The organism is Falsiroseomonas tokyonensis (assembly GCF_019024325.1).
Classification (GTDB): Bacteria; Pseudomonadota; Alphaproteobacteria; order Acetobacterales; family Acetobacteraceae; genus Falsiroseomonas; species Falsiroseomonas tokyonensis.
The window spans coordinates 808,113-828,478 of the sequence record NZ_JAFNJS010000002.1; the positions used below are offsets into that span (position 1 = coordinate 808,113).

The 20,366-nt window shown below is 71.2% G+C and carries 22 protein-coding genes and 1 riboswitch; of the genes, 5 read left to right on the forward strand and 17 right to left on the reverse strand.

The window, feature by feature from the left end; all coding sequences use genetic code 11:
• Nucleotides 1–86 precede the first annotated feature (86 nt).
• Entirely contained in the window at nucleotides 87–1,784 is a 1,698-nt protein-coding gene (locus J3S20_RS10015) for a thiamine pyrophosphate-dependent enzyme (protein ID WP_216836284.1), read from the forward strand.
• 54 nt (nucleotides 1,785–1,838) lie between these two features.
• On the opposite strand, the gene J3S20_RS10020 is transcribed toward J3S20_RS10015, so the two are convergent.
• From J3S20_RS10020 to J3S20_RS10030, 3 genes are all read right to left on the reverse strand, one after another.
• On the reverse strand, nucleotides 1,839–2,207 hold the full coding sequence (locus J3S20_RS10020) for a hypothetical protein (RefSeq protein WP_216836285.1): 369 nt from the start codon (nucleotides 2,205–2,207) through the stop codon (nucleotides 1,839–1,841).
• A 64-nt stretch (nucleotides 2,208–2,271) separates the two neighbouring features.
• A complete protein-coding gene (locus J3S20_RS10025) occupies nucleotides 2,272–3,240 on the reverse strand; it encodes a Bug family tripartite tricarboxylate transporter substrate binding protein (protein WP_216836286.1) in 969 nt (322 codons plus the stop codon).
• A gap of 64 nt (nucleotides 3,241–3,304) precedes the next feature.
• Complete coding sequence (locus tag J3S20_RS10030) at nucleotides 3,305–5,092, reverse strand: gamma-glutamyltransferase family protein (protein WP_216836287.1); 1,788 nt, start codon at nucleotides 5,090–5,092, stop codon at nucleotides 3,305–3,307.
• 85 nt (nucleotides 5,093–5,177) lie between these two features.
• Here J3S20_RS10030 and phnN point away from each other — a divergent pair, with 85 nt between their 5' ends.
• Complete coding sequence (phnN, locus tag J3S20_RS10035) at nucleotides 5,178–5,756, forward strand: phosphonate metabolism protein/1,5-bisphosphokinase (PRPP-forming) PhnN (protein WP_216836288.1); 579 nt, start codon at nucleotides 5,178–5,180, stop codon at nucleotides 5,754–5,756.
• Here phnN and J3S20_RS10040 read toward each other — a convergent pair.
• The 8 genes from J3S20_RS10040 to phnG all read right to left on the reverse strand — a co-directional run bounded on the left by J3S20_RS10040 (nucleotide 5,695) and on the right by phnG (nucleotide 12,260).
• A complete protein-coding gene (locus tag J3S20_RS10040) occupies nucleotides 5,695–6,369 on the reverse strand; it encodes a DUF1045 domain-containing protein (protein WP_216836289.1) in 675 nt (224 codons plus the stop codon). The genes phnN and J3S20_RS10040 overlap by 62 nt on opposite strands.
• A gap of 199 nt (nucleotides 6,370–6,568) precedes the next feature.
• The gene (locus J3S20_RS10045; protein WP_216836290.1) at nucleotides 6,569–7,708 is read right to left on the reverse strand and encodes an alpha-D-ribose 1-methylphosphonate 5-triphosphate diphosphatase; all 1,140 of its coding nucleotides are present in this window, start codon (nucleotides 7,706–7,708) and stop codon (nucleotides 6,569–6,571) included.
• A complete protein-coding gene (gene phnL, locus J3S20_RS10050) occupies nucleotides 7,705–8,403 on the reverse strand; it encodes a phosphonate C-P lyase system protein PhnL (RefSeq protein WP_216836291.1) in 699 nt (232 codons plus the stop codon). The genes J3S20_RS10045 and phnL overlap by 4 nt, the downstream gene beginning before the upstream one ends.
• Entirely contained in the window at nucleotides 8,400–9,272 is an 873-nt protein-coding gene (gene phnK / locus J3S20_RS10055; RefSeq protein WP_246602530.1) for a phosphonate C-P lyase system protein PhnK, read from the reverse strand. Before phnK ends, phnL begins: the two co-directional genes overlap by 4 nt.
• Nucleotides 9,269–10,111 (reverse strand): alpha-D-ribose 1-methylphosphonate 5-phosphate C-P-lyase PhnJ, encoded by an 843-nt coding sequence (locus J3S20_RS10060; protein ID WP_216836292.1) that lies wholly within the window; start codon nucleotides 10,109–10,111, stop codon nucleotides 9,269–9,271. The genes phnK and J3S20_RS10060 overlap by 4 nt, the downstream gene beginning before the upstream one ends.
• Nucleotides 10,108–11,178, reverse strand: a complete 1,071-nt coding sequence (locus J3S20_RS10065; protein WP_216836293.1) for a carbon-phosphorus lyase complex subunit PhnI — start codon at nucleotides 11,176–11,178, stop codon at nucleotides 10,108–10,110. The genes J3S20_RS10060 and J3S20_RS10065 overlap by 4 nt, the downstream gene beginning before the upstream one ends.
• Before the next feature lie 3 nt (nucleotides 11,179–11,181).
• A complete protein-coding gene (gene phnH, locus J3S20_RS10070) occupies nucleotides 11,182–11,796 on the reverse strand; it encodes a phosphonate C-P lyase system protein PhnH (protein ID WP_216836294.1) in 615 nt (204 codons plus the stop codon).
• A complete protein-coding gene (phnG, locus tag J3S20_RS10075) occupies nucleotides 11,793–12,260 on the reverse strand; it encodes a phosphonate C-P lyase system protein PhnG (RefSeq protein ID WP_281419469.1) in 468 nt (155 codons plus the stop codon). The genes phnH and phnG overlap by 4 nt, the downstream gene beginning before the upstream one ends.
• Nucleotides 12,261–12,387: 127 nt before the next feature.
• Between phnG and phnF the strand changes: the two genes are divergently transcribed.
• From phnF to J3S20_RS10090, 3 genes are all read left to right on the forward strand, one after another.
• The gene (phnF, locus tag J3S20_RS10080) at nucleotides 12,388–13,152 is read left to right on the forward strand and encodes a phosphonate metabolism transcriptional regulator PhnF (RefSeq protein ID WP_216836296.1); all 765 of its coding nucleotides are present in this window, start codon (nucleotides 12,388–12,390) and stop codon (nucleotides 13,150–13,152) included.
• On the forward strand, nucleotides 13,152–14,291 hold the full coding sequence (locus J3S20_RS10085; protein WP_216836297.1) for an alpha-D-ribose 1-methylphosphonate 5-triphosphate diphosphatase: 1,140 nt from the start codon (nucleotides 13,152–13,154) through the stop codon (nucleotides 14,289–14,291). Before phnF ends, J3S20_RS10085 begins: the two co-directional genes overlap by 1 nt.
• A gap of 76 nt (nucleotides 14,292–14,367) precedes the next feature.
• Complete coding sequence (locus tag J3S20_RS10090; RefSeq protein ID WP_216836298.1) at nucleotides 14,368–15,270, forward strand: OmpA family protein; 903 nt, start codon at nucleotides 14,368–14,370, stop codon at nucleotides 15,268–15,270.
• A gap of 21 nt (nucleotides 15,271–15,291) precedes the next feature.
• Here the strand turns inward: J3S20_RS10090 and J3S20_RS10095 are convergent, their stop codons facing one another.
• From J3S20_RS10095 to J3S20_RS10120, 6 genes are all read right to left on the reverse strand, one after another.
• Nucleotides 15,292–16,278, reverse strand: a complete 987-nt coding sequence (locus J3S20_RS10095) for a Bug family tripartite tricarboxylate transporter substrate binding protein (protein WP_216836299.1) — start codon at nucleotides 16,276–16,278, stop codon at nucleotides 15,292–15,294.
• A 57-nt stretch (nucleotides 16,279–16,335) separates the two neighbouring features.
• Nucleotides 16,336–17,265 carry an NAD(P)/FAD-dependent oxidoreductase gene (locus J3S20_RS10100; protein ID WP_216836300.1) on the reverse strand — a complete coding sequence of 310 codons (930 nt, stop codon included), beginning with the start codon at nucleotides 17,263–17,265 and terminating at the stop codon, nucleotides 16,336–16,338.
• Nucleotides 17,266–17,314: 49 nt separating this feature from the next.
• On the reverse strand, nucleotides 17,315–17,794 hold the full coding sequence (locus tag J3S20_RS10105; RefSeq protein ID WP_343215196.1) for a YaiI/YqxD family protein: 480 nt from the start codon (nucleotides 17,792–17,794) through the stop codon (nucleotides 17,315–17,317).
• On the reverse strand, nucleotides 17,791–18,765 hold the full coding sequence (locus J3S20_RS10110; protein WP_216836301.1) for an ABC transporter substrate-binding protein: 975 nt from the start codon (nucleotides 18,763–18,765) through the stop codon (nucleotides 17,791–17,793). Before J3S20_RS10110 ends, J3S20_RS10105 begins: the two co-directional genes overlap by 4 nt.
• Entirely contained in the window at nucleotides 18,762–19,520 is a 759-nt protein-coding gene (locus tag J3S20_RS10115) for an ABC transporter permease (protein ID WP_216836302.1), read from the reverse strand. Before J3S20_RS10115 ends, J3S20_RS10110 begins: the two co-directional genes overlap by 4 nt.
• Complete coding sequence (locus J3S20_RS10120; RefSeq protein ID WP_216836303.1) at nucleotides 19,517–20,287, reverse strand: ABC transporter ATP-binding protein; 771 nt, start codon at nucleotides 20,285–20,287, stop codon at nucleotides 19,517–19,519. The genes J3S20_RS10115 and J3S20_RS10120 overlap by 4 nt, the downstream gene beginning before the upstream one ends.
• A riboswitch (TPP riboswitch) is annotated at nucleotides 20,255–20,362 on the reverse strand. (Overlaps the previous gene by 33 nt.)
• Nucleotides 20,363–20,366 lie beyond the last annotated feature (4 nt).

The following is a 20,366-nucleotide window of genomic DNA, read 5'->3' on the forward strand; positions in this document are numbered from 1 at the left end:
GCGCGAGCCCGCGCCGGGCCAGCGAGGTAGGCGCGGGCGCCGAGCCGGGCTAAATCCCCCCGAAGCAATCTTCGGGAGAGTTCGGCGTGGCGCATGCGGCAGTACAGACTTCCAAGGGCATCGAGGCCCGGACGGGTGGCCAGCTTCTGGCGGATGCGCTGGTCGCCAATGGCGCGACCCATGTCTTCGCCGTGCCGGGCGAAAGCTACCTCGACCTGCTGGATGGCCTCTACAACCAGCGCAACCGCATCGAGCTGGTGACCTGCCGCTTCGAGGCCGGCGCGGTCCATATGGCGGAAGCCCATGGCAAGCTGACCGGCAAGGCGGGCGTCGCCGTGGTCACCCGCGGCCCCGGCGCCTGCCACGCCGCCATCGGCGTCCACGTCGCCTTCCAGGACAGCACCCCGCTGGTGCTGCTGGTCGGCCAGATCCCGATGAACGAGACCGACCGGGAGACCTTCCAGGAGGTCGACTACCGCCGCTTCTTCGGCCCGATCGCCAAGTGGGTCACGCAGATCGACGAGGCGGCGCGGATTCCCGAACTCATCGCCCATGCCTTCGATGTCGCGACCAGCGGCCGCCCGGGGCCCGTGGTGGTGGCGCTGTCGGAGGAAATGCAGAAGGACCTGGCCAGCGTGCCGGATATCGGCCCGGGCGCTGTCATGCCGGCCTATCCGGCGCCGGCGGCGCTGGACCGGATGATGGAGATGCTGAGCCGCGCCGCGCGCCCGTTGGCGATCCTCGGCGGCAGCGGCTGGACGCCGGAGGGCAAGGCCGCGATCCGCGACTTCCTGGTGGGCAACGACATCCCCACCGCCGTCTCCTTCCGCCGCATGGGCCTGTTCGACGGCACCTCCGCCCATTATGCGGGCGATCTCGGCGTTGGCGCCGATGCCGGGCTGGTGGCCAAGGCGCGCGAGGCGGACCTGATCCTCGCCTTCGGCACCCGGCTCGGGGAGCCGGTGAGCCAGGGCTATACGCTGTTCGATTTCGCGGGAAAGCAGCCGATCATCCAGGTCCACCAGGACCAGGCGGAGATCGGCCGGGTGCATCGCGTGGCGCTCGGCATCACCGCCGACGTCAATGCCTTCGCCGCCGCCGCCAAGGCCCTGCCGCCCATCGCGCAGCCGCGCTGGGGCGACTGGCGCAAGGCGGTGCGTGCACAGCGTGAGGCGCAGGCCAAGGCGCCGCAGTATGAGGGCCCGCTGAACCTGGCCGTGGCGCTGCAGGAGCTGGAGAAGGTCCTGCCGGCGGACACGATCTACACCTCGGATGCCGGCAACTTCGCCACCTGGCCGAACCGCTTCATGCATGTGCGGGAAGGCCAGGATTTCCTCGGCCCGACCAACGGCGCCATGGGCTATGGCATTCCCGCGGCCATCGGCGCGGCCATCACCCATCCGGACCGCACCGTGGTCTGCTTCGTGGGCGATGGCGGCGCGCTGATGACCGGGCAGGAGATGGCGACCTGCTTCCACCACAACGCGGCGCCGATCATCCTGGTCTTCAACAACGGCATGTACGGCACCATCCGCATGTACCAGGAGCGCACCTATCCCGGCCGCGTCTCCGGCACCAAGCTGACCAATCCCGACTTTTCCCGCTTCATCGAGGCCTTCGGCGGCCATGGCGAGGTGGTCTCGGAGACGGCGGAACTGGTGCCCGCCTTCCAGCGCGCAAAGGCCAGTGGCAAGGCGGCGATCATCGAGATCCGCATGAATCCGGAACAGGTGACCAATCGCGCCACCATCGAACAGCTGCGGGCCCAGGCGAAAAAGGCCTGAGCCGGCGCCCGGTGCGGATCGGTGCCCCGGTCCGCACCGGTTGGATCGGCGGCACTACGGAGATCGGAACCGCGCCCCATCGGCGCGGATGAACACGCGCAGCGGCGTGGTGCCGGACCCCGAGCCATCCTTCGCCCGCCAGCGGCCGTTCTCGCACATCAGCCCGCCCGGTGCGGGTACCGCATCGAACTCGACCTCGTTGCGGAAAACCTGGCCTTCCGGCGAGATGGCGGCGAAGTCCGTGCGGCAGACCGGCCCCACCACCACGGGGTCGTAGCCATCGATCATCCAGCCCCCGCCGCCGGTGCTTTCGAAGCGGGGCAGCAGGGGCGGCCAGCTTGCCGGATCCTCGGCCTGCAAGGGGCCGGGGGCCAGCAGGCTGCCGCCAAGCAGGGCCGCGACAAGGGTGAAGGCGCGTCGCATCCGGCATCTCCATGAGGGGCTACACCAAGCACTACGGCGCAGCCCCCCATCCGGATGCAGGCGGCTATTCGGGCTGCAGCCCGGTGGAGCGCACCAGTTCCTGCCACAGGGCGCGCTGGGTCCGCATCAGCGCCAGGAATGCCTCGGGCGTCGAGGGATAGGGCGCATTGCCGTTGGCGGCTAGGCGCTCGATCATCTGCGGCTTCTTCAGCCCCTCATTGATGGCGGCATTCATGCGCGCGACGATCGGCTCCGGAATTCCCTTCGGGCCCATCACGGCCGAGAAGCTCGGCAGGTCGTAGTTCGGCACGCCCTGTTCCTGCACGGTGGGGAATTCCGGGGCCAGCGGCCAGCGCGTGGGATTGGTCACCGCCAGCGCGCGGATCTGGCCGGCCCGCACCGCGCCGATGACGCCGGAATAGCTGTCGAAGACCACCTGGATATTGCCCGCAATCAGATCCGCCAGCGCCGGCGCGGCGCCACGATAGGGCACATGGGTCAGCTCCGTCCCGGTGCGCTGCATGAACAGCACGCCCAGCATGTGGTTGGCGCCGCCGGCACCGGCGGAGCCGTAGTTCAGCTTGCCCGGATTGGCCTTCGCATGGGCCACCAGCTCCTGGATATTGGTCACCGGCAATGCGTTGTTGACGCAGACCATGGCGGTGCCGGTGGCGAAGGTGGCGATGCAGGTGAAGTCCTCCACCCCCTCATAGCCCGGCGTCTTGAACAGCAGCGGCGCGCCGAGGTGGGAGGAGGGGCTGGCCATCATCACCGTGTAGCCATCGGGCGCGGATTGGGCGACATGCGCCGTGCCGATGGTGCCGCCGGCGCCGGCGCGGTTGTCCACCACCACCTGCACGCCCAGCCCCTCGGCCAGCGCCTGCGCCTGCAGCCGCCCGGCAATGTCGCTGGCGCCGCCGGGTGGGTAGGGGACCACCAGGCGAATGGGCCGGGCGGGCCAGGGCGCCTGGGCGAGGGCAGGGGCGGCGAGCAGGCCTGCGGCGATGGCGGGCAGGTGGCGACGGCGCAGCATCAGGCGACTCCGGAGGGGAAATGATCCGCCCAGTTGGATGCAACTTCGCCGCGGACCGCAAGCCCTATCGCCCGACGGCGTAGCCCTGCATGCCGCGCGGATTGGCGCCGGCGAAAAGCTGGCCGTCCACCTCCTGCCGCGCGGCGCTGAGGCGCCCCTCGGACCAGTCGCCGCCGGTATCCACCTGGTGGCCGCGGGCGGTCAGCATGCGGGCGACCTCCGGCGCATAGCGGCCTTCCAGCACCACCTTGCCGGGGCGGGCGACGCGCGGCCAGAAGCTGCTGGGCCAGTGTTCCGTGTGGAAGGCGGGCGCATCGATGGCCTGCTGGATGTTCAGGCCGAAATCCACCATGCGGGACAGCATGATGGGCTGCCACTGGTCCTGCTGCTCCCCACCCGGCGTGCCGAAGCTCATCCAGGGGCGGCCCTCCTTCAGCACCATGGCCGGGGACAGGGTGGTGCGCGGCCGCTTGCCCGGCTTCAGCCCGTTCGGCAGGTTCTCGTCCAGCCAGAACATCTGCCCGCGCGTGCCGAGGCAGAAACCCAGCCCCGGCACGGCCGGGGAGGACTGGAACCAGCCGCCCGACGGCGTGGCGGAGACCATGTTGCCCTGGGCGTCGATGACATCGATGTGGCAGGTATCCGCGCCCGAAACGCCGAGGCGCGCCACCGTGGGCTCGCCGGCGCCCGGCGCGCGGGTCAGCATCTCGATCCGGCTGGCGGCGTCGTGGTCCACCCAGGGGGTGGCGAGGCCGGGCAGGGTGCCGGGGCGGAGATCCAGGCTCGCGGCCTCACCCACCAGCTTGCGGCGCTCGGCGGCGTATTCGTCGGACAGCAGGTGGTGGATCGGCACATCGACGAAATCGGGGTCGCCGTAGAAGGCCTCGCGATCGGCGAAGGCGAGCTTCATGCATTCCACTACGGTATGGACGAACTGCTCGCCCAGCGGGTCCATGGCGCCGATATCGAAGCCTTCCAGCAGCGCGAGGGTCTGCAGCATGGCCGGGCCCTGGCTCCAGACGCCGCATTTCAGCACGGTATGGCCGCGATAGTCGCGCCGCAGCGGGGCCTCCGTGCTGGCGCGCCAGTGGGACATGTCCTGCGCCGTCAGCACGCCCTTGTGGCGCTGGCCGGAGGCATCGAGCAGCGCGTCACGCGCGAAGAACTCCCCGATCGCCTCGGCGACGAAGCCGCCATACCAGGCATTCCGCGCCGCCTCGATCTGCGCCACGCGGTCATGGCCCGCCGCCTCTGCCTCCCGCAGCACCCGCTCCCATGTCAGCGCCAGGGTGGGGTTGGCGTAGAGGCCGCCGGCGACCGGGCCGCCGTTCTTCAGCCAGATCTCGGCGGAGGTCGGCCATTCGGATTCGAACAGCGGCTTCACCGTGTTCAGCGTGGCGACCACGCGGGGCACGTAGTGGATGCCGCGATGGGCGTAGCCGATGGCGTAGGACAGCACGTCGCGCAGCGACCAGGTGCCGTAGTCGCGCAGCATCAGCGCCCAAGCATCGAAGGCGCCGGGCACCATGGCGGGCAGGAAGCCGGTGCCGGGGATCAGGTCGAGGCCGAGTTCGCCCTTCACATGGGCGACGGTGAGCCCCGCCGGTGCCACGCCCTGGCCGCAGATCACGCGCTGCGCGCCGGCCTTGGCGTCGTGGATGATGATGGGGCAGTCGCCGCCCGGCCCGTTCAGATGCGGCTCCGCCACCTGCAGGGTGAAGCCGGCGGCCACCGCGGCGTCGAAGGCGTTGCCCCCCCTTTCCAGCACCGCCATGCCGACCTGGGATGCGATCCAGTGGGTGGAAGCGACGACGCCAAAGGTGCCGGCGATTTCGGGGCGCGTTGTGAACATTGGGGGGAAAATCCGTCTGGCGGCTTGAGGGCGCCGATAGGCGCAGGCAGAAGCGTCACGGTCAATATTGCGGTGCGCAAAGACGATGCTGGTGCCTGTGGTGGGGCCCTCCGGGGCGGGCAAGGATACGCTGATGGAGGCGGCGCGCGCGCGGCTGGCGCGCGATGCCCGTTTCATCTTCGCCCGGCGCCACATCACCCGCCCGGCCGATGCGGGCGGCGAGGCGCATTTCCCGATCAGCCCCGAGGAATTCCGCCGCATGCAGAAGGAAGGCGCCTATGCGCTGTGGTGGGAGGCGCATGGGCTGCTCTATGGCATCCCCGCCGCCCTGGAAGTGCCGCTGGCGGCCGGCCGCGTGGTGGTGGCGAACCTGTCCCGCACGGTGCTGGCCGAGGCCGCCGCGCGCTACCCAACGCGCATCCTGAACATCACCGCGCCGCCCGCCGTGCTGGCCGCGCGCCTGGCCGCGCGTGGCCGCGAGACCGAGGCCGACATCGCCGCCCGCCTGGCGCGGGAGGCGGCGCTGCCGCCGGGGCTGGAGGTAGAGACGGTGTTGAACGATGCCAGCGTGGAGGAAGGCGTCGCGCGCGTGTTGGCCGCGCTCAACCGAGCAGCGGCAGACGCTCGGCCAGCAGGAAGGGCGCAGCCGGCCCCGCCTGGGTGAACAGACAAAGCTCCGTCACCCGCCGCGGCTGCGCCGGCACATCGCCGAGATGCGCCTCCAGCGCCGGGCGCACCACTGCCATCTCGGCCTCGTTCAGGCGGCGCGAGAGCGTGACGTGGAACCACCACTCGGAAAAGACATAGTGGTAGCCCCAGCGGTGCAGGTTCTGGCGCTGCGCCTCCGTCATGCGTTCCGGCTTGCGGCGCGCGATTTCCTCCTCCGTCGGCGGCGCACGATGCGCGTCGAGGCCGGCGACGCAGGCATCGCAGAGCGCCTGCAGATCGTCGGAGCGCTGCGTCTCCAGCAGCGCCAGGAAGCCGTGATGCTCGGCGAGCTGCAGCGGGGGCAGGGCGAAGGGGCGCGTGCGCAGGGCGAGCGCCATGGCGTCCTCGCGCAGCGCGGCATAGCTGGTGGCGAGGCGGAAAGGCGGCTTCAGCGTGGCATGCAGGCCATAGCCGCGGGCGTCCCTTGTGAGCTCGGCGATATCCAGGCCGGGCAGGGCGGGCTGCGGGAGGGTGGCACCGGTCTCGGTGTCCCGACCGAGCCAGGTGGAGCCGAGCTCGTGCAGCGGGTCATCGATGCGCGGCGCCCAGTAGATGCCGACGCGCATCATGGCCGCAGCATCCCAAGACTCCCTCTCCCCCCAACGGGGGGGGAGGGTTGGGGTGGGGGCCGCCATTGCATGATGGGCGCAGTCAGGTGGGCGGGACCGGAACTGTACCGCGCCCGTGGCGAGGTCGTGCCGAAACGGCACTCCCCCCCCACCCCGACCCCACCCCCCCAAAGCGGGGGGAGAGGGAGAAGCAGGCCCCTCAAGCGATCCGCTCCCCGGCGCGCCACACCTTCCGCACCACGGCGTGCCCCTCATGCGGCCGGATCTGCACCAGGTCGGCGCGCAGCCCGGCCTCCAGCCGCCCGCGATCCGTGAAGCCGGCCATCCGTGCGGCGGTATCCGTGATCATCGCGATCGCGGCCGGCAGCGTCGTGTGGCCCTGGCCGGCGGCGAGCCAGGCGGCCTCGACCATCGCCGGCGGCACATAATCGCTGGCCAGCACATCCACCGCCTGGTCGTGCATCAGGTCGGAGACCGCCACATTGCCCGAATGGCTGCCGCCGCGGACGATGTTCGGCGCGCCGGCGATCACCTGCACGCCCAGCTTCTTCGCCGCCTGCGCGGCCTCCAGCGTCACCGGGAATTCGCTGATGCGGATGCCATCGGCGGCATTGCGGGCGATGCCTTCGGGGCTGTCATCGTCATGGCTGGCGAGTGGCAGATTGCGATAGGCCACCCGTTCCAGCAGCCAGCGCCGGTTCGGCTCCAGCAGCCGCTCCCGCTGCTCCAGCAGTTCCGTGATCCGCTTGTCCACCTGCTCGGCCGTCTTGCCGTTACGGATACGCATCTGGCGATAGCGTTCCACGTCCCGGTACTGCCCGACCCCTGGTGAGTGGTCCATGAAGCTGACCATGCGGACCAGCGGATGGTCGGCCGCCATCTCCACGAGTTCGCGCATATCCGCGGCCGGGATCTCGCAGCGCAAATGCAGAAAATGGTCGGATTTCAGCAGGCCGGTGCCGGCCAGCGCGTCCAGGTCCTGCACGCCCTCCACGAAGGTCTGCGTGCGGCCCACATCGAAGCCGAGGTCGCCGAGGCAGAGCGCGTCCAGCACGGTGGTGACGCCGGCGGCGGCCGTCTGGCTGTCATGCGCCAGCATGGCGGAGCGGGACGGCCAGCGCGCGGTGGCGCGCGGCTGCACCTGGCGTTCAAGGTTGTCGGTATGCACGTCAACGATGCCGGGGATCAGGTGGTCGCCATCCAGGTCGAGCGCGCCGGGGGCCTGGCTGCGGCCGGGCTGGATCTCGGCGATGCGGTCGCCGCGGATCACCAGCGTGCCGTGCAGCACCTCCCCCGCCAGGACGAGGTGGGCATTGGTGAGGATCAGTTCGGGGATCATGCGGCGTCCTGGATTGGCAAAACTTCGAACAGGCGATCGGCCACCTGCTCGCGGATTTCGGTGTCGTGGAAGATCCCGATCAGCGCCGCGCCGCGGGCCTTGGCCTCCGCCATCAGGGCCACGACAACCTGGCGGTTCACCGGGTCGAGGCTGGCGGTGGGCTCGTCGAGCAGCAGCACGGGGTAGTCCGCGGCGAAGCCGCGCGCCAGGTTGATACGCTGCTGTTCGCCGCCGGAGAAGGTGGAGGGCGGCAGGTCGTGCAGGCGGGGCGGCAGGTTCAGGCGGGTGAGGAGTTCCGTGGCCCGCGTCAGGGCGGCCTCGGCCGGCACGCCGCGGGTGCGCAGGGGCTCCGCCACAATTTCTCGGGCGCCGACGCGGGGGATGACGCGGAGGAACTGGGAGACATAGCCCAGCGTCTCCCGCCGGATTTCGCGCACCAGAAGCGGGTCGGCGGCCGCCAGGTCGACCAGCTCGCCGCGATGGCGGATCAGGATGCGGCCCGAGCCGGCACCGTAATTGCCGTAGAGGCAGCGCATCAGCGTGGACTTGCCGGCGCCGGAGGGCCCGGTCAGCGCGACGCATTCGCCGGGCGCCACGCTGAAATCCACGGCATCGAGCACGGGGATGCGGACATCGCCCTGCAGATGCAGCCGAAAGGCCTTGGACAGGCCCTCCGTGGCCAGGGCGACGCTCATGCCAGCACCGAGGAAACCAGGAGTTGCGTATAGGGGTGCTGCGGGTCGTCCAGCACGCGGTCGGTGAGGCCGCTCTCCACCACCACGCCGTGCCGCATCACCAGCATCCGATGCGCCAGCAGGCGGGCGGCGGCGATGTCATGCGTCACGATCAGCACGGCGAGGCCGAGGTCGGCGACCAAAGCGCGGATCAGGTCCAGCAGCCGGGCCTGGACGGAGACATCGAGACCGCCGGTCGGCTCGTCCATGAAAACCAGCTTTGGCAATGTTACCAGGGTGCGGGCGATCTGCAGGCGCTGCTGCATGCCGCCGGAAAATTTCGCGGGGACCTCGTCCATGCGGGTGGGGTCGATCTCCACGCGGGTCAGCCAGTGGGCCGCCTGGTCGCGGATATTCCCATAGTGGCGCGCGCCTGTGGCCATCAGCCGCTCGCCGATATTGCCGCCGGCGGAGACGGCCATGCGGAGGCCATCGCGCGGGTTCTGATGCACAAAACCCCATTCGGTGCGCATCAGGCGGCGGCGCGCGGCCTCGGTCATGCCGAGGACGTCCTGGCCGAGATAGGAGACCTCCCCGGCATCGGGGCGCATGAGGCCGGAGAGAACCCGGAGGAGGGTGGTCTTGCCGCTGCCGGATTCACCGACGATGGCGACGACCTCGCCGGGGTGGATGTCGATGTCCACGCTATCGAGGGCGGCGATGCGGCCGAAGCGGAGGGTGAGGTCGCGGGCGGTGAGGAGGGGAGTCTGGGCGGCAAGACCCCCACCCCGACCCTCCCCCGCAAGCAGGGGAGGGGGAAGATGGGCGCCTCCCTCTCCCGCTTGCGGGGGAGGGATGGGGTGGGGGGTCTTCGAGGAGCGCTCGTTCATTCCGCCGCTTCCTTCACCGCCTGCCGCTCGCTGCAGAAGTCCGTGTCCGAACAGACAAAAATCCGCCCGCCCACGTCATCCGTCAGCACCTCATCCAGATAGGTATCGCGCGACCCGCACAGCTCGCAGGCATGCGGCGCGCGGATCGGCCGGAAGGGGTGGTCGTCGAAGTCCAGGCTTTTGACCGACGTGTACGGCGGCACGGCGTAGATGCGCTTCTCCCGCCCTGCGCCGAACAGCTGCAGCGCCGGCATCTGGTCCATCTTCGGATTGTCGAAGGCGGGGATCGGAGACGGCGACATCAAGTAACGAGAATTCACCATCACCGGGTAGCTGTAGCTGGTGGCGATATGGCCGTGGCGGGCAATGTCCTCATACAGCTTCACATGCATCAGCCCGTAATCCGCCATGGCATGCATCCGCCGCGTCTCCGCGATGCGCGGCTCCAGCCGGCCCAGCGGCTCGGGGATCGGCACCTGGTAGACCAGGATCTGGTCCTCCCGCAGGGGGCGTTCGGGGATGCGGTGGCGGGTCTGGATGATGGTCGCGGCTTCCGTGCTTTCGGTGGTCGCGACGCCGGCGGTGCGGCGGAAGAAGGCGCGGATGGACACCGCATTGGTGGTGTCGTCGCTGCCCTGGTCGATCACCTTCAGCACATCGGCCGGGCCGAGCACCGCGGCGGTGACCTGGATGCCGCCCGTGCCCCAGCCATAGGGCAGCGGCATTTCCCGCGACCCGAAGGGCACCTGGTGGCCGGGGATGGCGACGGCCTTCAGGATGGCACGGCGGATCATCCGCTTCGTGCTCTCATCGAGATAAGCGAAGTTGTAGCCGCTCACTTGGCTGCCTCCACGCTCGCCCGCATGGTCCGGACGTTCTCAAGCTCCGACTGGAAGTCGACGTAGTGCGGCAGCTTCAGATGCTCGACGAAGCCGGTCGCCTCGACATTGTCGCAATGCGACAGGACGAATTCCTGCTGCTGCGCCGGGGCATCGGAGGCCTCGCCGAGTTCCGCCGCGCGCAGCGACCGGTCGACCAGCGCCATGGACATGGCCTTGCGCTCGCCATGGCCGAAGACGAGGCCATAGCCGCGGGTGAACTGCGGCGGCTCCGTGCGGCTGCCCTTGAACTGGTTCACCATCTGGCATTCGGTGACGGTGATGTCGCCGAGGTCGATCTCGAAGCCGAGCTCCGGCGGCGTGAAGCCGACCGCCACCTCGCCCATGCGGATCTCGCCGACGAAGGGATGGTTGCCGCCATAGCCGCGCTGGGTGGAGTAGCCGAGGGAGAGCAGAAAGCCTTCGTCGCCGCGCGCCAGCGCCTGCAGCCGCAGGGCGCGGTCGGCGGGGAAGGAGAGCGGTTCGCGCGTCAGGTCGCCCGGCTCGTCCTCGGACGCCGCCTCACGCTGCATCAGCCCCTCGCGGGCCAGCATTTCGGTGACGCGCGGCGTGGGTTCGCGGCTCGCTTCCGCCTCGGGCGCGCCGCTGGGCACATGGCCCCCGGCCGCCAGGGCAAAGTCGAGGAGGCGATGCGTATAGTCGAAGGTCGGCCCCAGAACCTGGCCGCCCGGCAGATCCTTGTAGGCGGCGCTGATGCGGCGTTGGATCGCCATGGTGTTGGTATCCAGCGGCACGCTGGCGCCGAAGCGGGGCAGGGTGGTGCGATAGGCGCGCAGCAGGAAGGCGGCCTCGATGAGATCGCCGCGGGACTGCTTCACCGCCAGTGCGGCGAGGCCCCGGTCGTGGCAGGACCCCTCCGCCATCACCCGGTCCACGGCGAGGCCCAGCTGCGCCTGCACCTGGTCCGCCGTCAGTTCCGGCAGGGAAGGGTCGCCGCGACGGGTCTCGTCGAGCCAGGCATGGGCGGCGCCGATCGCCCGCTCACCGCCCTTGGTCGCGACATACATGGCTCAGCCTTCCTCGATCGCGACGCTGCGCGGCAGGGCGGCGATGGCGTCGCCTGCGCAGAGGATCACATCCACCCCGCAGGGCGTCCGCGCCCGGTTCGCCGTCCAATCCGCCAAGAAGCCTGGCGGGGCGCCGCCCACATGCAGCCGGTGTTCGTCGCGGATGCCCGGACCGGTCAGCCGCCAGCCGCGTCCTTCGGTCAGCGAAGCCACCTCCAGGATCAGCGTGGCGCCGCGCTCCGGCTCCTCCTCCGTCCCCGGATCCAGCGCCGGCAGTGCGGCCTCCCGGTCCAGCACGAACTGCGCCGCGCCCGCGGTGACCAGCGGCGCACCGCAATGGAAGCGCACCCAGGCCGCCGCCTCGGGGCCGGCCCTGAGGCAAAGCCGCGTCTCGGCATCCACCAGGGTCAGCAGCACGGCCGCGGCGGCCGGGGACAGGCCCGGCGGCAATTCCGGCAGGTCGGGCACGCGCTGCACCTGACCGGGGCGGCTCATCGCCTGCAGAACGGCGCGGAAGCTGGCCTGGGCGTCCAGCACGGGGTCGGCGAAGCCGGGGAAGGTCGTGCCAGAGGCGCGCGGAGAGGTCGTGCCGGAGGCGCGCGGAGAGGGGCTGGTCATCGCATCTGGGTCATGGTGAAGAACTCCACGCGGGTGGCCGCGGCCTTCCGCGCCTGGGCTTCGCGGCGCGCCGCCTGGGCGCGCTCCAGCGGGGCGATCACCGCCGCCTCCAGCCCCGGCGCGCGGGCCGGGTCCTGCATCAGCGCATCGACCACGGCGGCGAGCTCCGCCTGGCGGGAATCCCGCCCGGCGACATAGCCATGCCCCACCGTGCCATCCGGCAGCCGCACGGCGCATCGGGTGACGGTCATCTCGCCCAGGTTGAAGGGGGCGCCATCCCCGCCGGCGCGGCCGCGCACCATAACCAGCCCCGTCTCCGGCCCGCGCAGGCGCCGATGCGCCGGCAGGCCGGGCAGATCCTGGAGCCGCGCGGCGATATCCTCGGCCGCGGCCCGCGCCAGGATGGACATCCAGCGACGGCGTGCGGGAGGATCGGGAAGGGGGGGTGTCTGGGCTTCGATCATGGGGCGCTCTATTTGTCTAGACAACTAGTCATCCGCCCCGATAAGGTCAAGCAAAACTCGCACAAGGCGACCGGGAGGGGTTTGAACTTTCGATGACGAACAAGGCAGCAAGGGGCTTCCCCCAGCGATGACCGACGACACCAAGCGGCCCGAGACCCTGCCCGCCGGCGGCCTGCTGGCGCGCGGCCAGGGGATCGCGCTGTGGCGGCAGATCGCCCAGCGGCTGGAGCGGGACATCGCCAGCGGCCTGCATCCCCCCGGCGGCCGCCTGCCGACCGAGGCCGAGCTCGCCGGCCAGTACAACGTCAACCGCCACACCGTGCGCCGCGCGATGGAGGAGCTGGAAGGCCGCGGCCTGGTCCGCATCGAGCAGGGCCGCGGCAGCTTCGTGGCGGAGGATGTGGTCGACTACAGCCTCGGCCCGCGCACCCGCTTCTCCGAGATCATCCGCCGGCAGAACCGCGAACCGGGCGGGCGCATCCTGCGCGTCGCGGAAACCGCGGCGGAGACGGGGCTGGCCGAGCTGCTCGGCATCCGCCGCGGCCGGCCGGTGATCGTGGTGGAACGCCTGGCCCTGGCCGATGGCCGGCCGCTGGTGCTCGGCACGCACCACTTCCCCGCCGCGCGCTTCGGCCGCCTGCCGGAGCTGCTGCGCGCCGATCCCTCCATCACCGCCGCCATGGCCGTCTGCGGCGTGCCCGACTACCGCCGCCGCGTCACCCGCATCACCGCCCGCCTGCCGACGCCGGAGGAGGCGGAGCTGCTGCAGCAATCCCGCAACCGCCCCGTGCTGGTGACCGAGGCGATCAACACCGATCCGGCGGGGGAGGTGGTGGATGTCACATTCGGCCGCTACGCCGCCGGCCGTGCCCAGCTTGTCGTGGAGTCCTGATGGTTTGGTCGATCGAGCGCGGCGACGCGCTGCTGGAGGGCGCGCTGCGCCTGGAACGGGTGGCGATGGCGGAGGGCGTCTTCGCCGCTGACCCGCCCGCGGCCGCGCGCCGCTTCGACGCCAGCGGGCTTTATGTGCTGCCCGGGCTGGTGGACATCCACGGCGATGCGCATGAGCGGCAGATGCAGCCGCGGCCCGGCATCGGCTTCCCGCACGGGCTCGGCATGCGCGATTCGGCGGCGCAGCTGCTGGCCGCCGGCATCACCACCGCCTGCCTCGGCGTGACCCTGTCCTGGGAGCCCGGCCTGCGCGGCATCGCCGCCTGGCGTGCCACCCTGGCGGCGGTGGAGGCGCTGCGCCCGCAGGGGGGCTGTGACCTCCGCATCCATTGCCGCTACGAGGCCGACAACCTCGACGTGGTCGAGGAGCTGCTGACCGATATGGAAGCCGGCCGCGTAGCGCTGCTCGCCTTCAACGACCATACGCCCGGCATCGTGAAGCGCCTGCCCGACCCGGCCAAGGCGGCCTCCTACGCCCAGCGCGGCGGCGTTGCGGTGGCCGAGATCACCCGGCTCGCCGAGGCCGCACTGGCACGGCGCGCCGAGGTTCCGGCCGCCCATGCGCGCCTCGCCGCCGCCGCCCGCGCCAATGGCATCCCCATGCTGAGCCATGACGACGCCACCCCCGAGGCCCGGGCGCATTTCCGCGATCTTGGCGCAAAGGTCTGCGAATTCCCGATGTCGGAGGCCGTGGCCGAGGCCGCCCGCGCGGCCGGTGAGCATGTGGTGATGGGCGCGCCGAATGTGGTGCGCGGCGGCAGCCATATGGGCTGGGGCTCCGCCGCGCCGATGGCGGAGCAGGGCCACGTGACCATCCTGGCCAGCGACTACTACTGGCCGGCGATGCTGGAGGCCGCCTTCGTCCTGGCCGGCCGCGGCGTGCTGGACCTGCCTTCCGCCTGGGCGCTGGTTTCCGCCAATCCGGCCGAGGCAGCCGGGCTTGCGGATCGCGGCCGCATCGCGCCCGGGCTGCGCGGCGACCTGGTGCTGGTGGATCCCGCCCGGCGCGCGCCCATCGCCACCTTCTGCCAGGGCGAGCTGGCTTGGCTGGCTGCGGAGGCGGCCGGGCGCATCGGCTGAAGGCCCCGCCTCACGCGCTTGCCACTGGAGCGTTCGCCAGGCCATCGGCTACTGCGACCGCAAAGGGAGGTAAGCCATGATGCGTTTCGCATGCCTGCTTCTGGCCGGTCTGCTGTCACTGGCCGAGGCCCGGGCGCAATCCGACCATCCGCTCCTCGGCCACTACCAGGGCTCGACGCTGCGCGACCGGGAGGAGGAGGCTTTCACCACCTATCCCCGCATCATCGGCTTCGAGAGCGGCACGCCGCTGATCGAGATGCGGGAGGGAAGGCTGACCCGCCTGGTCTATGACAACCCGCCCGGCCGCTCGACGCTGGAGGTGCTGCGCAACTACCTGGCGGCGCTGCAGGCGCGGCCGGGCTTTCGGCTGGACTGGCAATGCGCCGGCCGCGCCGATTGCGGCAGCACCGCGCGCACCCAGCAGGGGCGCGGCTGGAACGGGGTGAACGGCATGAATGTCGGCGCCGGCGGCGATGTCCGCTACGCCACCGGCCAGATCGAGACGCCGGAACAACAGACCTACGTCGCCATCGGCGTCACCCCACGCCAGACCCTGGTGCATGTGCTGGAGGTGGTGCCGATGCAGCAGCGGATGGTGGCGGCCGATGCGGCTGCGCTGGCGGCGGACCTGGACCGGCGCGGCCGCGCCACGCTGCCCGGCATCTTCTTCGACACCGGCGCGCATGCGCTGCGCCCGGAATCGGAGGCGGCGCTGATGCAGGTGGTCGCGCTGCTGCGCAGCCAGCCGAGGCTGCGGCTGCGGGTGGAGGGGCATACGGATTCGGAGGGCGATGACGCCTTCAACCTGGCCCTGTCGCAGCGCAGGGCGGCCGAGGTGCGCCTGGCGCTGATCACGCGCCACGGCATCGACCCCGAAAGGCTGACCTCGGCCGGCTTCGGGGAGGCCCAGCCGGTGGCCGACAATGCGACGCCGGAGGGCCGTGCCCGCAACCGCCGCGTGGAGCTGGTGCGGCCCTGAAATCCGGCCCGGCCGTGACGGTCAGCTGTCCAGCGTCAGGCCCAGCTCCTTGATCAGCGGCGCCCAGATCGCCGTCTCGCTGGCGATCAACGCGGCCAGGTCGGCACCGGTGCCGGGATAGGGTTCCAGGCTGATGGAGCGCAGCCGCGCCGCCACCGCCTCCGTCTCCAGCGCCTTCACCAGCTCCGCCTGCAGCCGGGCGACGATGGCATCCGGCGTGCCGGCGGGCACCGCGACGCCCTGCCAGGAATAGATATCGGCGCCCGTCAGCCCCTGCTCGGCCAGCGTCGGCACATCGGGCAGCAGGGTCAGGCGCTGCGGCGCGGGGATGCCGATGGCGCGCACCCGGCCCGCGGCGATATGCGGCGCGCCGGAGGCATAATCGATGAACATCGCCTGCACCACGCCCGCCACCATGTCCTGCACCGCCGGCGCGCCGCCCCTGTACGGCACATGGGTGATCTGCACATTGGCGGTGCGGGCGAAACGCTCGGTCGCCAGGTGGGTCGGCGTGCCGACGCCGGGCGAGCCGAAGTTCAGCCGGCCCGGATTGGCCCGCGCATAGGCCACCAGCTCCGGCCCCGTGCGCACCGGCACATCCGGATGCACCACCAGCACGAAGGGAAAGCGCGCGATCGGTGCCACCGGCTTGAAGTCGCGAATGGGGTGGTAGGGCAGGCGGGACGACATGGCCGGCGTGATGACCAGCGCGGTCAGGTCGGCCGAGAGCAGCGTATAGCCATCGGGCGCGGATCGCGCCGCGGCCTCGCTGGCCGGGATGGTCGCGCCGCCCGGGCGGTTGTCCACCAGCACCTGCTGGCCGAGCGGCCCGGCGATCGCCGCCCCAAGGGTGCGGGCCAGGAAGTCGGAGCCGCCGCCCGGCGCATAGGGCACGATCCAGCGCAGCGGGCGGGACGGCCAGGCAGCCCCGCCTGGGGCCTGGGCCCATGCCGAGGGCGCGGCGGCCAGGGTGGCGGTGGCTAGGCCCAGGGCGCGCCGCGTGATCATCCTCGAATCCCCTTGGGTGGAATATCCGGACATTCCGCGCCGAAGCGGGGCGGCTGTCTATCCTCCCTCCTCATCCTCCGTCGGCAATTCGCAACGATTGTGGATATGCGTCGCGGCCACCGCCGCATGGCCCATGGCGACGACGATCTGGTCCAGGCCGCGCACGATGTCGCCGGCGGCATAGAGGCCCTTCACGCTGGTCTGGTTGTGGCCGTCGACGACCAGCGCGCCCTTCTCGTCATGCCCGGCGCCGAGCGCGCGGCCGAGGCCGGAGCGGTAGGTCAGGCCGAGGGCGGAATAGAGCACCTCGAAGCGATGCTCCCGCCCGCCGGCGCGCAGTGCCGCGACGCGACCCTCGGCGATGTCGAGGCCGCTGATCGGATCCTCCACCACCTCGACGCCATCCCGCGCGGCCAGCGCCCGCTGCTCCTCGTCCAGCCTGGTGCCGAGGGTCAGCAGGGTGACGCGGTCCGAATAGGTGCGGGCGATGAAGCCGGCCTCGCCCAGGCCGCGGGCGCCATGGCCCATGACGGCGATGCTGCGGCCGCGCGCCTCGTAGCCGTCGCAGATCGGGCAGTAGCGCACCAGGCCGCGGCGGACCGCATCCGGCAGGTCGGGCAGGTCCGGCTCCACATCCACCGCGCCGGTGGCCAGCAGCACGCGGCGGGCCGTTACCTCGGTGACGTCGGATCCGCTTTCGATCCGGGCGGTGAAGCCCTGCGGCCCGCGCTGCAGCGCGGTCACCTCGCCGTGCCGGATGACGATGCCGTAGTGGTCCAGGCTGGCGCGTTGGCGGGCCAGCAGATCCGGCCCGCCGATGCCCTCGGCGAAGAAAGGGATGTTGTGGCTGGTGGGGATCCAGGCGGCGCGCGGCGCACCGGAATCCACCAGCAGCACGCGGCGCTTGAAGCGCGCGAGGTAGAGGGCGGCGGTCATCCCGGCGGGGCCGGCGCCCACGATCAGGCAGTCATTCAGATTTTCGGGCATGCACCTCCAACGCGTGCCGGAGGTGAACGGTCGCGGTTGCGCAGGCGGATCAGCCCGGCGGCATGGCCTTCGCCCGCCGGATCGCCGCCTGCGCCATGGCATCCAGCGCATTGAGGAAGCGCGACTTGTCGGCGCCCCCCATCGGCGGCGGGCCGCCGCCCATGCCGAGTTCCCGCAGATGCTGGGACATGGCGCGGCCGGCGAGCGCGCTGCCGATATTGTTCTCGGTCCAGGGATGGCCCTTGAAATTCAAGGCGAAGGCGCCCTTGGCCAGGCAGCGGGCGGCGAGCGGAATATCCGCCGTCAGGCAGATATCGGTGAGCGTCGCCTCGTCCGCGATCCAGTCATCCGCCTTGTCCGCGCCATCGGTGACGATGACGATCCGCGTGCGCCCGCCCGGCGGCCGGATGGGGCGGGAGCCGTTGGAGATGAAGATGGTCTCGAAGCCGAGCCGCCCGGCAACTCGGAGAATCTCGTCGCGGACGGGGCAGGCATCGGCGTCGACCAGGAAGCGCGGTTCAGTGATCACCGCGCAGCAGTAGCACCCGGCAGCTCCACCGCGTAGGTCTCCAGCGCCGGCACGCTGCGGATCATGCGGCGCTCCACCAGGAATCGCGCGAAACGGTCGTAGCGGTTGCGGTCCAGCGCGCCGGGGCTCAGCGAGAAGCGGTTGGCCGTGCTGGCGAAGGCGCGGCGGTTCAGCTCGTTGTCCAGCTCGCGCCGCGGGCCGGCAATGAACATGCGCCAGGATTCCTCGGGGTTGTTCACCAGGAAGTGGGTCGCGGCCTCCGTCGCATCGATGAAGCGGCGCAGCAGCGGGTCCTGGGCGCGGTCGCGATGGGCGATGTAGATCAGCTCGTCATAGGCCGGCATGCCGTATTGCTCGGGGAAGAAGGCGCGGCCGGGGCGGTTCTCGAGGTCCAGCTGATGCAGCTCGAAATTGCGGAAGCCGCCGAGGATGGCATCCACCTGGCCCGACATCAGGGCGGAGGACAGGCCGAAATTGACGTTCACCAGCCGGATATCGGACAGGCGCAGGCCCACCGTCTCCAGCATCGCGCCCATGGTCACTTCCTCGAAGCCCGCGACGGAATAGCCCACGCGCTTGCCGCGGAGATCGGCAAGACTCCGCACCGGGCCGTCCCGCAGCACGGTGAGCGTCGAGAGCGGCGTCGCCACCAGCGTGCCGATGCGCATCAGGGGCAGGCCCTGTTCCACCGCCAGATACAGGTTCTTCTGGTAGTAGACGCCGATATCGCCCCGCCGGGCGCCGATCAGCCGCGGCGGGTCGTTGGGGTCGGCCGGTGCGACGATCCGCACATCCAGCCCCGCGCGGGCGAAGTCGCCGCGTTCCTGCGCGATGATGATGGGCGCGTGGTCCGGGTTGATGAACCAGTCGAGCAGCACCGTGAGCTGCGCCGGCGCGGGCTGCGCGAGCACGGCCCGGGAAGCCATTAGCGGCGCCAGCAGCAGGGCGAGCGCGAGAACAAGCCGCTTCATGTCGTGACCTTTTCGGTGAGAAGGGAATCGGGCTGCCAGGGGATCGCCCGGCGCAGCAGCCAGTCGGTGGCGAACCACAAAGCGAGCGCCATCAGCATCAGCACGAAGAGCGCCGCGAACATCACATCCGTCTGGCTGCGCCCATTGGCATGCAGCATCAGGTAGCCAAGCCCCGCCGAGGCCCCGACCCATTCGCCGACCACCGCGCCGATCGGCGCGACGGCGGCCGCCACGCGCAGGCCGGAGGCCAGCGAAGGCAGCGCCGCCGGAACCCGCACCCGCCAGAGCGTGGAGAGGCCGCCGGCGCCCATGGTGGTGGCGAGGTCCAGCAGCCCGGGCTCCGTCCGCCGCAGCCCGTCATAGAAGGCGGTGGCCACCGGGAAGAAGATGATCAGCGTCGCCATGGCCACCTTGCTGGCCATGCCGAAGCCCAGCCACAGCGTCAGTAGCGGCGCGATGGCGAAGACCGGGATGGCCTGGCTGATCAGCAGCAGCGGCAGCAGCCAGCGCCGCCCCTCCCGCCAGGCCACCAGCACCAGCGCGGTGGCGATGCCGAGCAGCGCGCCCAGCGCCAGGCCGAGCAGGATCTCGGCGGCGGTGATCAGCGCATGGTCCAGGATGCTCTCCCAGCGATCCGCCAGCGCGAAGGCGACGCGGCTCGGCGCCGGCAGCAGGAAGGGCGGCACCTCGGTCAGCCAGACGAAGCCCTGCCAGAGCAGCACGAGGCCGAGGGCGGCCAGGAATCCGCGGATCATGCCACCGCCTCCGCCAGGCGTTCGAGCAGCGCGGCCTGGGCCGCGAGCAGCGCCGGGTCGCCGGCCGGGCGAGGGGGCGCGCCTTCCGGCACCTCCACCGCCACCGGCACCGCCGGGCTGCCGGAGAGGACGAAGATGCGATCCGCCAGGCGCAGCGCCTCCAGCGGGTCATGCGTCACCAGCAGCACGGTGCGGCCAGCGAGCAGCCGGGCGGAGAGGGACTGCATGCGGTGGCGCGTCGGCGCGTCCACGGCGCTGAAGGGCTCGTCCATCAGCACCAGGGGGCGGTCTTCCATCAGCGTGCGGGCCAGGGCCACGCGCTGGCGCATGCCGCCCGAAAGCTGCGCCGGGCGTTTCTGCGAGTCCCCGGGGGCCAGGCCGACCTCGGCCAGCATGGCGCGGGCCCGCGGCAGGTCCGGCGCTTCGCCCCGCAGATGCGCGCCCAGGGTGATATTGCCGAGCACATCCCGCCAGGGCGCCAGCAGGTCCTGCTGCGCCATATAGGCGACGCGGCCGGCGAGGGGCGCGCCATCCCCGGCCTGCACTGCCCCGCCTGCCGGCACCGTCAGCAGCCCCGCGACCAGCCGCAGAAGGGTCGACTTGCCCGACCCCGAGGGCCCGAGCAGCGCCGTGGTCCGCCCGCCCGGCACGGCCAGGTCGAGCGCCCCCAGCACGGGCCGCCCGCCAAGCGACAGGCCATGCGGCAGCAGGATTCGGAATCCGGGTATGGCTAGGCTGGGCAAGACCACCGTTCCCTTCGCCGGCATGACCCGGATCAGGTTCGTGGGGTCGCGGGGACTGCCCCGCCTCTCAGCCCCCTATGGGCTCCCCCCGATGACCTTTCCT